General features: G+C 60.3%; 13 protein-coding genes and 1 pseudogene. 8 read left to right on the forward strand and 6 right to left on the reverse strand.

All coding sequences use genetic code 11. The features are described from left to right. Nucleotides 1-65: 65 nt before the first annotated feature. A pseudogene (locus BLU76_RS32205) lies at nt 66-539 on the forward strand (methyl-accepting chemotaxis protein); the annotation flags it as partial. Here the strand turns inward: BLU76_RS32205 and BLU76_RS05860 are convergent. From BLU76_RS05860 to BLU76_RS05870, 3 genes are all read right to left on the reverse strand, one after another. Continuing rightward, complete coding sequence (locus BLU76_RS05860) at nt 520-2214, reverse strand: ATP-binding response regulator (protein WP_218190240.1); 1695 nt, start codon at nt 2212-2214, stop codon at nt 520-522. The pseudogene BLU76_RS32205 and the gene BLU76_RS05860 sit on opposite strands and share 20 nt — an antisense overlap. A 191-nt stretch (nt 2215-2405) precedes the next feature. Then, the gene (locus BLU76_RS05865) at nt 2406-2867 is read right to left on the reverse strand and encodes a hypothetical protein (RefSeq protein WP_256572649.1); all 462 of its coding nucleotides are present in this window, start codon (nt 2865-2867) and stop codon (nt 2406-2408) included. 355 nt (nt 2868-3222) lie between these two features. Further along, nucleotides 3223-3861, reverse strand: a complete 639-nt coding sequence (locus BLU76_RS05870) for a response regulator (RefSeq protein ID WP_092141835.1) — start codon at nt 3859-3861, stop codon at nt 3223-3225. A gap of 103 nt (nt 3862-3964) precedes the next feature. On the opposite strand from BLU76_RS05870, the gene BLU76_RS05875 reads away from it, so the two are divergent. The 5 genes from BLU76_RS05875 to BLU76_RS05895 all read left to right on the forward strand — a co-directional run bounded on the left by BLU76_RS05875 (nt 3965) and on the right by BLU76_RS05895 (nt 10545). Beyond that, on the forward strand, nt 3965-5572 hold the full coding sequence (locus tag BLU76_RS05875) for an ATP-binding response regulator (protein ID WP_092142714.1): 1608 nt from the start codon (nt 3965-3967) through the stop codon (nt 5570-5572). Nucleotides 5573-5771: 199 nt separating this feature from the next. Then, a complete protein-coding gene (locus BLU76_RS05880; RefSeq protein ID WP_092221901.1) occupies nt 5772-7826 on the forward strand; it encodes a 2Fe-2S iron-sulfur cluster-binding protein in 2055 nt (684 codons plus the stop codon). A 185-nt stretch (nt 7827-8011) separates the two neighbouring features. Then, nucleotides 8012-8641 carry a glutathione S-transferase family protein gene (locus BLU76_RS05885; protein WP_063321590.1) on the forward strand — a complete coding sequence of 210 codons (630 nt, stop codon included), beginning with the start codon at nt 8012-8014 and terminating at the stop codon, nt 8639-8641. Nucleotides 8642-8719: 78 nt separating this feature from the next. Then, nucleotides 8720-9640, forward strand: a complete 921-nt coding sequence (locus BLU76_RS05890; protein ID WP_092221903.1) for a LysR family transcriptional regulator — start codon at nt 8720-8722, stop codon at nt 9638-9640. After that, on the forward strand, nt 9640-10545 hold the full coding sequence (locus BLU76_RS05895; RefSeq protein WP_092141829.1) for a LysR family transcriptional regulator: 906 nt from the start codon (nt 9640-9642) through the stop codon (nt 10543-10545). Before BLU76_RS05890 ends, BLU76_RS05895 begins: the two co-directional genes overlap by 1 nt. Nucleotides 10546-10746: 201 nt before the next feature. On the opposite strand, the gene BLU76_RS05900 is transcribed toward BLU76_RS05895, so the two are convergent. After that, the gene (locus BLU76_RS05900) at nt 10747-11976 is read right to left on the reverse strand and encodes an MFS transporter (protein ID WP_092221905.1); all 1230 of its coding nucleotides are present in this window, start codon (nt 11974-11976) and stop codon (nt 10747-10749) included. Nucleotides 11977-12124: 148 nt separating this feature from the next. Here BLU76_RS05900 and BLU76_RS05905 point away from each other — a divergent pair, with 148 nt between their 5' ends. After that, complete coding sequence (locus BLU76_RS05905; protein ID WP_092222161.1) at nt 12125-13057, forward strand: LysR family transcriptional regulator; 933 nt, start codon at nt 12125-12127, stop codon at nt 13055-13057. Nucleotides 13058-13080: 23 nt separating this feature from the next. Here the strand turns inward: BLU76_RS05905 and BLU76_RS05910 are convergent, their stop codons facing one another. Together BLU76_RS05910 and BLU76_RS05915 are read right to left on the reverse strand one after the other, a co-directional pair. Next, the gene (locus BLU76_RS05910) at nt 13081-13479 is read right to left on the reverse strand and encodes a VOC family protein (protein ID WP_092221907.1); all 399 of its coding nucleotides are present in this window, start codon (nt 13477-13479) and stop codon (nt 13081-13083) included. A 91-nt stretch (nt 13480-13570) separates the two neighbouring features. Further along, nucleotides 13571-14527 (reverse strand): DMT family transporter, encoded by a 957-nt coding sequence (locus tag BLU76_RS05915; protein ID WP_092221909.1) that lies wholly within the window; start codon nt 14525-14527, stop codon nt 13571-13573. 74 nt (nt 14528-14601) lie between these two features. Here BLU76_RS05915 and BLU76_RS05920 point away from each other — a divergent pair, with 74 nt between their 5' ends. Beyond that, nucleotides 14602-15456, forward strand: coding sequence for a LysR family transcriptional regulator (locus BLU76_RS05920; RefSeq protein WP_092141814.1), 855 nt, complete (start codon nt 14602-14604; stop codon nt 15454-15456). The last annotated feature ends 162 nt before the right edge of the window (nt 15457-15618 follow it).

Below are 15618 nucleotides of genomic sequence, written 5' to 3' on the forward strand. Positions count from 1 at the left end.
ATATCTCCGCCGAGACCGAGCGAGTGGCCGAACAGGGTGCCCAGGTGATCCACCAGACTGCCAAGGAGATGCGCGAGATTGCCGATAACATTGGCTCTTCCGCGCGTCTGGTTGGGCAGTTGGGCGCGCGTTCGGAAGAGATCACTGCCATCGTCAACACCATTCGCGGCATTGCCGACCAGACCAACCTGCTGGCCCTCAACGCGGCCATCGAGGCGGCACGGGCCGGGGACCAGGGGAGGGGGTTCGCGGTCGTGGCCGACGAGGTCCGGCAACTGGCCGGGCGCACCAGTCGCTCCACCTCTGAAATTGCCGAAATGATCGGCATGATCCTCTCCGAAACCCGCGATGCCGTCGCCAGCATGAACGTGACCCATGAAGGCGCATTGCGCGGCGTAACCCTGGCAGATCAGGCCGGTTCGGTCATCGTGCAAATCAGGAACGGGACCACGGACGCACTTGAGGCCGTGAGCATGTTTGCGTCCAAGCTCGACGAGTCCGAGGTGATCCCCAAGACGGCTATCGGCTGGGTGGGTTGAGGTGAGCTGAGTCCTCGCCCTTGCGATTCATGCGCTTGACCAATTCAAGCAATACCGCTCGCAGTTCCGGCGGTCGCACGGGCTTGGCCAGCACCGAGATACTCAGGCTTTGCAGCGATTGGCGTATCCGCTCGATCTCATGCCCGGTGATGACCAGCGCCGGGACTTGCCAGCCGCGCTGCTCGCGTAGCGCGGCAATGCATTCGGCGCCCGAGACTTTTGTGCCCAGGTCGAAGTCGGCGATGACGATGTCGCAATCGCTGGTCAACCCTTCGCCGTCGCTGTGGGCCTCAACCTCGCAGCCCCATTTTTCCAGCAGCGCCGAGGTCGCCATCAGTACGTTGGCGTCGTCTTCAACCAAGCACACCCGTAACCCGTCCAGGCGATTCTGGACGGGCACTACCTTGGGCGCCATGACACGTGGTGCTGCCGGTTCCAGGCCGCTGATCGCCACCCGGGTGCCTTGTCCGATCTTGGAGCGGATGTGTATATCGACGTCGAGCATCTGGCTGATGCGCTTGACGATGGACAGGCCGAGGCCAAGGCCCTCGACATCCTTGTCGCGCATATGGCGCACGCGGTAGAACTCCTTGAACACTTCGGGCAAATGTTCGGCGGCGATGCCGCGCCCCTTGTCGTAGATCACCACGGCCAGGCGCTTGCCCTGGCGCCGCACGCCGATCAGCACGGGTTGGCCGGGTGCGTATTTGAGCGCGTTGGACAGCAGGTTCTGGACCATCGTAGTCAGCAAGCCGGGATTGACGCTGACCCAGTAAGGACAGGCGCGCAGACGCAGCTCGACGCCGGCCCAGCGGGCCGCTTCGGTGTTCTGCTTGACGACGTCCTGCAGCAATTGGCCCAGGTGTACGGTGTCGGCTTTCGGCATCAGTTGGCCGTGATCGAGGGTGTAGATATCGAGGATCGAGCGGAATAGCTGCGACACGGTGTGCAGCGAACGGTCGATGTTGTCCACCAGTCGCAACTCTTCCTGGCCCAACCGGGCATCGCGCAGGCAGGCCGTGAACAGGCCGATGGAGTGGATTGGCTGGCGCAGGTCATGACTGGCCTGGGCCAGGAATCGCGATTTCTCCTGATTGGCCAAAATGGCTTCTTCGGAGGCAATGCGTGTGCGCTTGAGCAAAATGTGCGCGTAGGCGGGCACCACAATGGTGGTGACGATCAGCATCAGGAACATGTAGGGCTGCGTATGCCAGAACGGGGTCAGCCAGAAAACCAATACCAGGCTCGACAATGCGATAACGGTCGCCAACGCCAGGTAGCGCGAGCCGAAGCGCATGCCATTGCCCAGCGTGACCCAGAGTAATGCAGCGTACACCGGGAGCGTGCCCTCTCCACCGACGATCATGGCAAATGCGATGCCGGCATAGTCATGCAGCATTGTGAAAAGGCGCCGCCAGAAGAAGTGTCCGGGCCAGCGCTTGATGATCATGCGCAGGAACACCGAGACGACGATGAAGGTACAGATGTAGATAATGATGGGTACGTAGCTCGCGGCGTCTTCTGGATAGAGGCCGGCCAGGATGACGATATACAGCAGCGCGCAGGCGCTGACGGTCAGGCGTAATGTGGCCTGGTCGAGTTCACTGTTCTTTTCCACCGGTTTTCGAACCTCATGGGCTTCTGGTGCCTTGAGATAGCGTAGCGGCTGGCCCATCAATGCGACTCAGAATAGTTGCCCGGGCCGGGATACTTCAGGAGGGGACTACCACGCAGGGCGTCGGGAGAGCACGTGAACGAAGTCGTTCGTTATCTGCAAGGCTTGCGTCTTGAGCGCAGGTACTTGGAAGAAATGAGGTGAGGGTTGGGGACAGGCTTGATGCTGTCCCCAAAGGCAATGCCATTGCGTCAGTAGACCCTGTAGTACTTCACGACGTCATCGACGAAATAGATGGTCAATACCGAACCCTGGGTCTGGCTTTGGCCCGCTTTCGTGCCGGTCACGCTGCTGAGGTCGTTGGCCACGGTTTGTGCCTTGGACAGTTGTGCCGAGGTGTCGTACATCTTCAGGCGCGTCTCGGGCGACACGTACTTGTGGGCCAGCTTCATGTACTTATCCAGGCCCTCATCACTCTTTTCATAGGTCCAGTTCGACTCGTTGCTGGTACTGGTCGAATTGAGCTCTTCATTCGTCGGCGCGCCGAACATTTGAGTGATCTGGCCTTTTGTCGTCTTGCCCGGAATGATCGTTTGCTTGAGGTAAGAGACGTCGTATTTTTGGGCACCCTGATTCAAGGCGCCCATCAAGTTACCCAAGTCGCCGGTGTTTGCACAACCGTTCAGTACGCCCGCCAGCATGCACAGCGTCATTCCATTTCTAAGTGTTTTTCCATATTTGAAGGACATGATGACTTACCTTGAGTTGATGTCAGGACCATTCCATTTCAACCGTGCAACGGTGAAGTTGACCCAGCATTGCGCCGCCTATCGATTTATTAAATCCATAGGCTTCGCATGTCATGACGTTTCAATAGGTACAGTGATACTGCACGGCGCATGGCATGTTGGCTTTCTTTATATTTGGCTGTTCGAACAGCCTTTTTATGGAGCGTCCACAGCTTAGGGGGAGCGTACTGGGCGAAGCTATAGTACAAGTGTGCTATGGCCCCGGAGATGGGCCGGCACGGAGGGTGATGCTCAATTAATATTCGCCGCCGTTATACATTCAATTGTCTTGTTTTCCCGGCCATCCACCATTGCTTGGGAAGTTGGAAAACTGCGCCGCAGCCGCCGCGCGCGTGGGCACACCCAGGGATTTGAGCAGGCTTGAGACATGGATGCGCACCGTGAACGGGGAGATACCCAGGTCCCGGGCTATCTCCTTGTTGGTCTTGCCGGCGGCGATCAAGCCAAGCACTTGCCGTTGGCGCGCGGTCAGTTGGGAAAGTGCATCGTCCAGGATCGCGTTTTCGGCTTGATACTTCACCACCACTTCGCCTTCGCGTATTGCCATGATGGCGTCGGCAATTGCGGCGGGGTCGATATTCTTGCCGATGAATCCGTCGGCACCCAGCGCTATCACCTGGGAAATAACATCGACATCATCCACCATTGAAACCACAATGATCGAGGTGCGTTTGAACTCACCGCGCAACTGGCCGATGACTTGCAACGATTTGATCCCGGGAAAGCGCAAGTCGAGTATCAGGGAGTCCACTTCCACTCCGGAGCGTGCCAGCGCCAATACTTCGTCCAGATTTCCAGCCTGTTCTATGGATGCTGTCGGTATGAGTCGTTCAATGGTTCTCAGCATACCCTCGCGAAACAAAGGGTGGTCATCTGCCACAATTACTCTGCACGTCATGCTTCAGATCCTTCTGATCTTCCAGTTCACGAATCGTAACCTAAACTGCCCCCTTGGGTTTCAAGTTTGAAACAACCTTTCATGTTGGAATAATCCAGTGACCATGACGGAAAAGAATAGCGAGCTTGATCAGGCTACCTTGAGATTGACGGTCGGGGCCTGTGCAGCGCTCTACATCATTGTGGTGGCCTTTCTGGCCAGCGACTTCGAAACCTATGTACCGATCCTGTGGTACATGACCTTTTTCTTCGGCACCGCTATCCCTCTGCGCATGGCGGTCAAGCGCTGGCCCGGGCACTTCTTCCTGCGTCGTCTTTTTGCCATGACACTGGATTATGCCAGTCTTGCCTTTGCCTTGATCGTGGGTGGGGAGGGTACGCTACCGGTGTACGCTGCATTGCTCTGGGTCACGTTGGGCAATGGCATGCGCTTCGGCTCGCGCTACCTGGCGCTGGCAACCGTTATCGCGTTGTCGACCCTGGTGGTGATTTTCCTGCTCACGCCGTTCTGGCGTGGTCAACCCTATCTGTTCCTGACGCTGATCGTCACCACCATCGTGGTGCCCGCCTACGCGCATATCCTGCTGACCCGAACCCGCATCGCTTCGGAAGAGGCGATTGCCGCGAACCAGGAGAAGTCCCGCTTCCTGGCCCAGGCCAGCCATGACTTGCGCCAACCGATTCACTCGATCGGCTTGTTCACCGCCTGCCTGCGCGATGCCCGGTTGGGCCAGGAAGAGTTGCGACTGGTGGACAACATCGACCGTTCGTTGCACATCGTCTCGCAACTGTTTCGCTCGATCCTCGATATCTACACCCTCGATAACGGGCAGCTTGAACCGCAGGCCGAACCCGTACACCTGGGCACACTGCTTCAAGATGTGGTCAAGCAGAACACCGAAGCGGCCCGCTGGGCCGGCGTCGAGTTGCGCCTGCGGCCTTGCCGGCATTGGGTCAATGTCAACGCCGGCCTGTTGGCGACCATGGTGCAGAACCTGGTCTCCAACACGCTCAAATATGCCTCCGGCCAACCGGTGTTGATCGGCGTGCGTCCGAAAGGCAGTGGCCTGGCCATCGTCATCTATGACAAGGGCCGGGGCATTGCCGCCGAACACCTGCCCGAGGTGTTCAAGGAGTTCTATCGGGTGCGTCACGTTCGTGACAAGGACGTCGAGGGGCTGGGCCTGGGGTTGTCCATCGTCAAGCGAATCAGCCACCTGATCAATCTGGACATCCAACTGGACTCCCGGCTCGGCAGGGGCACTCGCGCCATGATCCAGGGGCTGGAAACGGTCGCGCCAAGGGCGATGGTGGACAGGCCGGTGTCCACGCACAGCCGTTTGCAAGGCTTGCGGGTGTGCCTGGTAGAGGATGACGCCAACGTGCTGATGGCGACATCCGCGCTATTGGAGAGGTGGGGGTGCGAAGTGGAAACCCACAGTGACGGAGTGGGCGTGACCAGTGACTGCGACATCATCATTGCCGACTTCGACCTGGGCACGAAGGTCTCCGGTTCCGAATGCATCGCCGCGATTCGCGAACAACGGGGCTGGGAAGTCCCCGCCATGATCATGACCGGCCATGAAATCGAGAGAATCCGCCATGCGCTGCACCACATGAACATTTCGATCCTGGCCAAGCCCGTGCGACCGCCGGAGTTGCGGGCGACCTTGCTCGAGCTGACCAAGAACTTTTCCAGCATCAGGACGTGATCGCCGTCCGGGCCATTGCTCGTTCTTCCACCATTCCATTTTATGAAACGGTGGATTGCAGTTTGTGCGTATTCCTGCGCCGTCGCTTTGGGCAGAAGATGACTCCAGCCACTTGCACAGCCGTGCAAACGAAGGCGGAGAATCCCCAACCGTAGCGCACTGGCGCAGGCGTTCATGCTGCGAGCGCGAGGAGTAGCTGATGGACGTAGCCTTGCAAGCAAAAACCTCGCCCTGGCACGAAGGAGAGCTGGCCTTGCAGCGCTCCGTCGGGGCAGTCGACATGATGGCCAGTGTCGGTCAACGGCAACTGGCGCGTACCTGGATGCCGGACCAGCATCGGGAGTTCTACGCCCAACTGCCTTTCGTGGTGCTGGGGGCGGTGGATCGGCAAGGCGACGTCTGGGCGACCCTGCGCGCGGGACAACCGGGCTTCATGAGCTCACCCGATCCGCAGACCCTGCACATCCAACTCGAACCTGAGCCGAACGACCCGGCCCAGGAGGGCTTGGGCGAGGGCGATGCCATCGGGATGCTGGGGATCGAGTTGCACACCCGCAGACGCAACCGCATGAACGGTGTCGTCCGTCGTCAGCTCGACCCGGGGCTCGAGATTTCAGTGAGCCAGGCGTATGGCAACTGCCCTCGCTACATCAACTTGCGCCAGTACCACTTCGTCGACGCGCAGGCCGTTGCGCCGCGTCAACTGACCCTGTCCGACCCGCTGGTGCGGCACCTGGTGACGGCGGCCGATTCGTTCTATATCGCCACCTACGTGGTACGCGATGGCGAGCGGCAGGTCGATGCTTCCCACCGTGGCGGCAAGCCAGGGTTTGTGCGCATGGATGAAGATGGATCGCTGACCATCCCGGACTTTTCCGGCAACCTGTTTTTCAACACGCTGGGCAACATCCTGCTCAATCCACGGGCAGGGCTGGTGTTCGTCGATTTCCGGACGGGCGATCTGCTGCAAATGAGCGGCTCGGCGCAAGTGCTGCTGGACGACCCCGAGATCAGCGCGTTCCAGGGCGCCGAGCGGCTGTTGCGCTTTACCCCGCAACGCATCGTGTATCGCCCAGCGGCCATTGCGCTGCGCTGGAAGGACCAGGAGGAAGGCGACTCGCCCAATTCAATGATGACCGGCAGTTGGGAGCAGGCCGCCGAGCGCTTGCAGGCCGAGGCGCTGCGTAGCCGCTGGCGGGCGTTGCGTGTTGCGCGGGTGGTGGATGAAAGCCACAACATTCGCTCGTTCTACTTGCAGGCGAGCGATGGCTTGGGTTTGCCCCGGTTTGAAGCCGGGCAACATTTGCCAGTGAGGATCTTGTTGGAGGGACAGAGCGCTCCATCGATCCGGACCTACAGCGTATCCAGTGCGCCGTCGGATGATTTCCTGCGTATCAGCGTCAAGCGCGATGGCTCGGTGTCGTCCCACCTGCATGATCAGGTGCAGGCGCTGCACGAGATTGAGGCGCGGGCGCCTCAGGGCCATTTCACCGTCCAGGCCACCGAGCGGCGTCCGTTGGTCTTGCTGGCAGCGGGGGTAGGTATCACGCCGTTGTTGTCGATGTTGCGCGAGGTGGTGTACCAGGGCCTACGCATCAGCCGCATGCGCCCGGTCTGGCTGGTGCAAAGCGCTCGTTCGGTGGCCGATCTGGCTTTCCGTGACGAGATCGACGAACTGGCCGCCCGTGCCGGCGACAAGCTACAGGTTCTGCGCCTGGTCAGCCAGCCACCCACTGATGGAAGGAGCGCTGAGGGCTATGACCTGGCCGGCAGGATCGATGTGGAACTGCTCAAGAAGCTGCTGCCGCTCAACGACTACGACTTCTATTTGTGCGGGCCGGGCAGCTTTACCCAGGCGTTGTACGACGGCCTGCGCAAGCTGCGCATCCCTGACGATCGCATCCACGCGGAAACCTTCGGGCCCTCGACGCTCGTGCGAGATCTCGAAGTGAGCATGCCGGCGCCGGAGCAAGTGCCGGCCGCGAATGAAGCGGTGAAGGTCTTGTTCGCCAGTTCCGGCAAGGAGGCACGTTGGGAGCCGGGCAGTGGGACGCTGCTGGAGCTGGCCGAAGCGCGCGGCCTTAACCCGGAATTCAGTTGCCGCGGCGGCTCCTGCGGCACCTGCAAAACCCGCTTGAGCCGCGGCCAGGTGCATTACCTGAGCCAGCCGGCCGAACCGGTCGGCGAAGGTGAAGTGCTGATCTGTTGCGCCGTACCGGCCCAGGGGAGCGAGCCGTTGGTGCTGGAGGTCTAGTGGCCTGCGTGGCTGATTCGTGTACTCGAATTAACCGTACAGGCCACTAGGCTGACCGCCCGACTGTTTCACTGGATGAAATGCTGGATTGTAGAAGCTGGTTATTCCGCTGTCCGGGACAGGAGCAGAGGATAGCGCCATCGACGCGATCACCGCTTCGAGCCCAAAACAACATGGAGTACGTCATGTCTGAGAAAGCGATCAAACTTTATCGCCACCCGCTGTCGGGGCACGCCCATCGTGTCGAGCTGATGCTCTCGCTGCTTGGCTTGCCAACCGAGTTGATATTCGTGGACTTGATGAAAGGTGAGCACAAGACTCCGGAGTTTCTCGCCATCAACAGCTTTGGCCAGGTGCCGGTGATTGACGATAACGGCACCGTCCTGGCCGACTCGAACGCGATCCTGGTCTACCTCGCGACCAAGTATGGCAAGGGGCAATGGCTGCCCAGTGATTCGCTTGCCCAGGCGCGGGTGCAGCGCTGGCTGTCGGTGGCGGCGGGCCAGATCAACCAGGGGCCGGCCAACGCCCGGTTGATCACCGTGTTCGGCGCCGGCTATGACGCCGAAGACGCCATCAAGCGCTCCCATGCCCTGTTGAAGGTGATGGAGACGGAGTTGGGCCAAAGCCGGTTCCTGGCCGGTGAGCAACCAACCATCGCTGATGTGGCCGCGTACACTTACGTGTCCCATGCGCCGGAAGGCAACGTCGCGCTGACCGACTACCCGAATGTCCGGGCCTGGCTGGGCAGCATCGAAGCCTTGCCGAATTTCGTCGGCATGCAACGTACCGCCAAGGGCTTGCAGCAAGCCTGATTCAAACCGCGGGTGCTTGTCGGGGGGCATCTTCCGGCAAGTTCATTCAAGCCACGTGCCCTCAAGACTGGACCACCCATGGATCGCTTTCAGGAAATGCAGGTTTTCATGGCGGTGGCCGAGGAGGAAGGGTTCGCCGCTGCTGCCCGCCGACTGCGTATCTCCCCGCCAAGCGTGACGCGCGCCATTGCGGCGATGGAGGAGCGGATTGGCACCCAGCTGTTGTCGCGCACCACCCGCAAGGTGTACTTGACCGAAGCGGGGCAACGCTACCTGGAAGATTGCCGACGGATCCTGAGTGAGCTCGATGAAGCCGAGGAGGCTGCTGCCGGCAGCTATTCGATCCCCTGCGGGTATCTGACGGTCACCGCTCCGGTGCTGTTTGGCGAGCTGTACATCGCGCCTTTGCTGACGGATTACCTGGATCAATTTCCCTCGGTACACCTCAACGCCTTGTTGGTCGACCGCGTGGTGAACATCGCCGACGAAGGCATCGACGTGGCGATCCGCATCGGTCATTTGCAGGAAAACAATCAGCACGCCATCAAGGTTGGTGAAGTGCGCCAGGTGATTTGTGGCGCCCCGGCCTATTTCCAGCGACACGGACGGCCAACTCATCCTGGTGAGTTGAGCAAGGCCAACATCGTGATGTCTTCGGCCAGTCATTTGCTGAGCCTCTGGCAGTTCATGGACGAGGCCAGTTCACTGAGCTTGCGCTTTGATCCACGCCTGGTGGTGACCGCGAATCAGGCGGCGATCAATATTGCCTGCCAGGGTTGGGGCGTCACCCGGGTCTTGTCCTATCAAGTAGCCCGGCAGGTCGCCGATGGGGAACTTGAGGTGGTGCTCAAGGCGTTCGAACCGCCAGCGTTGCCGATTCACGTGGTGTATCAGAAGAGCAATCGAGTGCCGGCCAAGGTGCGCACGTTCGTCGACTTTCTCGCTGATCGGTTGGGGGACGACGTCACGCTCAAGCCTGTCGTAAAAGGCCTCGCCTGATGGCTCGCCACCATGAAATGCTGATGTTCCATGGGCTGTCGCAGTGCCCCAGTCTCGCTTCGGCAGCCCAGCGCCTCAACGTTTCCGGACCGACCGTGATGCGTGCCATCGCTCGGTTGGAGGCGCGACTGGGTGTGCAGTTACTGTTGCGCAGCACGCGCGGGGTCGTGCTGACTGAGGCCGGGATCGGCTTCATGGCCGACTGTTCACGGATCCTCAGGGCGATTGACGAGGCCGAGGCATCGGCCAAGGGCTGGCATGTCCAGGCCCAAGGCAACCTGACGATCCTGTTGCCCTTGCTGTTCAGCCGCTATGTCATGGCCCCGGTGCTGGCCGGCTACATGGATCAGTACCCCGAGATCAGGATATTCGCCCACTACCACGATCGTTTTCCGAACATGCATGAGGAAGGGCTGGATGTGGCGGTGCTGGTGGGGCATTTGCCCAACTGCTCATTGATCGCACGACCGGTCGGCAGCGTTCGTTCACTCGTCTGCGCCAGTCCTGGCTACCTGGCGCTTCATGGTGAACCGGTTGTGCCGCAGGATCTGCACAATCATCGACTGATCGCCACGCAGGCCAACCAGGATTGGGTCCAGTGGCCTTTTCATCAGCCGGCCAGCGGCCTCAAGGCACGCACGCGGCTCAGCTGCGCCACGCTACAGACGGCCATCGATGCGGCGGCTCATGGGGCTGGGTTGATGCGCTGCTTGAACTATCCACTGCACGACTATCTGAACAGCGGACGCTTGCGGCGGGTCTTGCAACCTTATGAGCCGCCATCGATACCGGTTCATGTGGTCTACCGCGAAAGAAGCAAGGCGCCGATGCGCGTGCGCAGCTTCGTGGACTACATCGTCGAGCGCCTGCGCGAGCACCCGGCCCTGCGAGCGGATGTTTCTTGAGTATCAGCTCGCGCTTGGGCACGTTGCTGGCGAAGGCTGGCGCCTTTGTGATGGGGGTGCTGAAGGTTTTATCAAGCGCCGGCTAAGCGATCACCTCAGTGGCAAAAGAACTCGGTAACGGCTTGGGTCTCAGCGGCGTCCGGAATGCGCCGCCAGGCAATGAAACGTTGGATCGTCGTACCGATCGTCACAGGCCATGCATTACGTCTTGGCCGGCGAGTCGATCAGCCGACAGGTTCCCAGGAAATAAAACACACCACCGGCAACAATGAACAGGGCGAGCATGTAGAAGATGTAGTGAGGTGGCTGCGTTGCCAATACGACGCCACACAGCACCGGCCCGGAGGCGGCGCCGAGGTTGCCGAGATTCTGCGCAGCGTAGTACATGCCGCGCAGGTGGTCGGGCGCGATGTTGTCGATGAACATGTATTCAGTGGGGAAGACGATGATCTCTCCGACCGTGAACACCGCCATGGCGATCACCCAGAGCAGGAGGGTATCGGCCACGGCGAAGCCGGCCAAGCCGAGGATGAACAGACTCAGCCCCGCTGCCAGCCACAGGTTCAGATGCCGGTGGGAAATCTTTCGGCCAATGACGTATTGCAGGCTGATCACCATCAGCGCGTTGGTCGTCACAAGGGCGCTGATGATGCGGTAGGTGGACTGAGCTGTTGTAGTGACCACCAGGTACTGGGAGAGATAGGCCGTGAACTGGCCGAAGACCACCGCGCTGAGCAGGCCGCCGAGGGTGAAGCACACTAAGCGGTAATCGCGCAGCAGAAGCTTGCCCACGGCCAGGAAGGGAACGGGTTTAGCGCTTTCGCGAGCCAGCTCGCTCCTACAATGGCTCGCATCGACGACCGCCAGGTCCCTGTCGCCCCAGACAAAATAAATCAGGCAGAACCCGGCACCCAGCATGCAGGACAATAGAAATGGCAAGCTGATGTCCAGATCGGCTATTCCCGCCCCGAGAAATGGCCCAACGGCATAGCCGATGTTGGTCAGGGTGTATTTGATCGAGAACGCTTCGCTGCGCTCGGCCACCGCGAGCAAGCTGCCGAATCCCGCCTTGACCGCGATATCGATGACGGCATAGGCCAGGTTGATCAGCACCAGGCAGCTGTAGAACAGCCAGAGATCGCGAGCCAGAAACATTCCGAGAAACCCCGCCGTGAATAATCCGCTGAACACCAGAATGAGTCGGTAGCTGGACACGTTGTCCACCAGGAATCCACCGTAGAGGCTCAACAGGGAACCGATGATCAATGTGCTGCCGATCACCAGGCCGATGTCGGCAACGTTCAATCCAAAGTTGCCCGACAGGTAGATGACCAGGTAGGGCAGTGTGATTGCCCGGGACAGTGTCAGGATGAGTGACGCCGAGAGCAGCAGATTGACTGACGCGGGGTAGTTTTTAAGGGTGGCGAGCATCCTTGCCTCATACGACCGGAGATGTTTATAGGGAGCAGCGTCGTCGCGCGGACGGACACGCGGCAGCCAAGCTTACTGAGGAACCCAGTTCTGATTTATGATGATTTTTCTCCAGTTGATTGAATTCAGTTCATGAATAAGGATGTCCATGTTTTCCTCGGAGCGATTGAAAGGGATCGATGTATTTGTCTGTGTCGCCGAGTCCGGCAGTTTCAAGGCTGCCGCTGAGCGGATGAGCCTGACCAGTTCTGCGATCAGCAAAAGCGTTGCTCGCCTGGAGAGCCGACTTGGGGTTCGACTGTTCGAACGTACGACTCGACGTGTTTCGCTGACGGATGCAGGACGCGCCTTTCTTCGCACCTGCACAGGCGTGCTCGCCGACCTGGAAGAGGCTGAGTGGTCGCTGCACGCTGAAAACACCGAGCCACGTGGCAGGGTTCGGATCGACCTTCCGGGCGCCTTCGGCCGATCCCAGGTGCTGCCTATCGTCTTGCGATGCCTGCAGGACTTCCCGCAACTGGTGCCACACCTTTCCTTCTCCGACGGTTTTATCGATCCTGTGCAGGAAGGCGTGGACATCGTGATCCGTTTGGGAGGCGCGGACATTTGGCCGGCCACGTGGGGGCATCGCCACCTTGGCAGCGAATGGCATATTTTCTGTGCGTCCCCTGCGTACCTGGCCAGGCATGGCACGCCCCTGATCGACCTCGATCTGGAATATCACCAGTGCATCGCCTACGGTTGGCCGGATGGAAACGTCAGCCCCTGGAATTTTGCCGGGCATCGGGGCGAAACGCTCACGAAACAGGTCTCGCCAACGCTGGTGGTGGGCGATGGCGAGGGCCTGGTGATTGCGGTATTGGCGGGTTACGGTATTGCCCAATTACCGTCCTGGTTGGTCCAGCGGCAACTGGATGAGGGGACGTTGGTTGAAGTGCTGCCGCAGTGGGCAACCGATGGAATGGCGATCAATCTTGCCTGGCAGAAAAACCGTGGGACGCTTCCCAAGGTCGCGGCTTTATTGGACGTGCTGACGGCCAGTTTGGCTCGGACGGCAGCAGGGCGGGGGCAACGACTCTAGAAGTTCTGCCTGTGGTGCCACGACTAAGTCGACACCGAATCATGGCAACAGACACAAAGCTTGTTGCCATCGAGATCTCGAAAGTAGGCGCCGTAATAGTCGGGGTGGTAGTGGGGTCTCAAGCCAGGTTCTCCCTCACACGTCCCGCCCAGTGCCAGCGCTGTCGCGTAGCTGTTCCTCACGGCTTCCCGGTTGGGCGCAAGCAGAGCCACCATTTGTCCGTTGCCGGGTTCGTGCATCTTGTCGTCAAAGGGTTTTCCAATCACGAAAATGGGACGAGGTGAATGCTCGGCAACCCAGCCCGCCCAGCCTTTGTGAGCGTCGCTAAATTTCAATGTCAGGCCCAGCCCGGTCATGATTTTTGAATAGAACACGAAGGCGCGATCAAAATCGCCGATACCTAGAAACACGTGCGAGATCATAATGGCTACCGTTTTGCCTGTGGGCGCGAGGGTTGTTTGAAATTCCAGCCTACGCTGCCACAGGCATCATCCCGCTGCCAAGTCCGGGCGGTTAGTGCTTCGGCTCAGACGCCGGACGCCTGGCCTGCCGGGCTTCGGTGCCGACGACCAGCCAGATGCCAATCCCGGACACCACCATCCCCGACACCATCTGCCATGAAAGCGGTTCGTCGAACATGACCCAGGCCCAGAGCATCGTAATGGGCGGGCTGAGGTACAGGACGCTGGCGACCCGGGTGGCGGTCGCGCGGCGCAGACACAGCCAGTAGAGCCCATAGCCGCCCATCGTCGACAGGCCCGCAGTCCACAAGACGCTCAGTGCAAAGCCGGTGCTGGGTATCGGGGCGAGGCTGCCATGGGCGGCTTCGACCAGGGCGAAGGCCAGGCCCGAAACGCAGCATTGCAGCCACAGGTTAGGCAACAGGCCCAGTGTTTGCGCGCAGGGTAGGTATTTCTGCCACAGAGTCGCGACGGCGAGCGAGAGCATGCCAAGCAGCGGCAGGCCATAGGCCCACCAGGGCGCGTTGCCCCACGCCAGCGCGCCTTGGGTCACCAGCATGACGCCGAGCAGGCCGATAAGTAGGCCGGCCCAGACCTGCCAGGCCAGTCGTTGCTTGAGTACGCTCGCAGCCAACAGCGCCAGGCCCATCGGCAGCAGATCAGCGACTAGCGCGGCCAGGCCCGCCGGCACACCCAGCGCAATGCCTTGGGTGATACCGGCCAGGTAGCCCGCCATCGCCAGCAGGCCGATGCCGGCATTTTTCAACAGCACGACGGGCGAGGTTCGGCGCAGCGCTCTGGCGACGAAGGGCAACAGGACGAGTGTGACCACGACGCAACGCCAGAACACCACCAGCAATGCTGGCGCGTAATCAATGGAAAAACGCGCGCCAACGAAGCCGGAGCTCCACGTCAGCAGCAACGCGGCTTCGAGCAGTGGCAATGGAATCAGCCAGTGCCAGTCGGGCTTGGGCAGTGAAGGGCAGCTCATCGATTTAGTCGGGTTCATGACCACAGGCTACGAAACCGACGTAATCTAATAAATCAAAATGTAATGCATCAGTACTTCACGAAGATTGAATCATGACGGCCATACTCGATATCGACTTGATCCGTACCTTTCATGCGGTGGCGCGAATCGGCAAATTCAGTGCGGCGGCAGAACAACTGCACAAAAGCCCGGCGGCGGTCAGCGTGCATATTCAGCGCCTGGAGGCGGTCGCTGGCGGGCGTTTGCTCAACCGGGACAATCAATCGGTATCCCTCACGGCGTTGGGCAAGCGTCTGCTCGTGGCGACGACGGAACTGCTGAGCACCCATGACCGGGTGCTGGCCGATCTGCACGGAGCCCGGCTGGCGGGACGCATTACGTTGGGGGTGCCGGATGAATACGCCGAGCATGTCATCCGCGACATCCTCCCGGCCTTCGCCGCCGCGTGGCCCAACGTGGTGCTGGAACTCAAGACCGCGCCAAGCTACGCGTTACGTGACCTGGTGCAGCGCGGCCAGCTCCAGGCAGCGGTCGTTGTGCAGCCGAAGGGTCAGGCCAGTGCTGGAGGGCAAGTGCTGGTTTCCACCACGCCGGTCTGGGTTGGTCCGGTCCACACGACGATGGCCCCGATGGCGCCACTGCCGTTGGCGGTGCATGCGGCGCAATGCCCTTATCGGCAAGCGATGATGGAGGCCCTCAGGCAAAGCGGCCGCAGGACCCGAGTCGTTCTGGAAAGCCCCTCCAACCAGGCCGTCAAGGCGTGTGTGGAAGCGGGGTTGGCGGTCAGCCTGATAGACCGCGCGCGCGTAACAGATGCCATGCAGATCCTCGAAGATCTTCCGGTCATCAAGGAGCACGAGGTGGTGTTCATGCGAGCCCAGGCGTCACACGGCGATGAGGCGGTGAACCTGCTTTCCCGTGCCATGCAACAGTATTTCCGGCTGTAGAAGCGGTCTAGGGACTGCTGCGCAGCCCAGCGGGAGCAAGCTCCCTCGCCACGGGGTTGCGCTCGTACTCAAAAATGAAGTCGAACGCTGCCTTTTGTGGCGAGGGAGCTTGCTCCCGCTGGGCTGCGCAGCAGCCCCAAGACAAGACCGAGCCTACTAAAC

The sequence above is a fragment of the Pseudomonas sp. NFACC08-1 genome, assembly GCF_900106735.1.
Classification (GTDB): Bacteria; Pseudomonadota; Gammaproteobacteria; order Pseudomonadales; family Pseudomonadaceae; genus Aquipseudomonas; species Aquipseudomonas fluorescens_Q.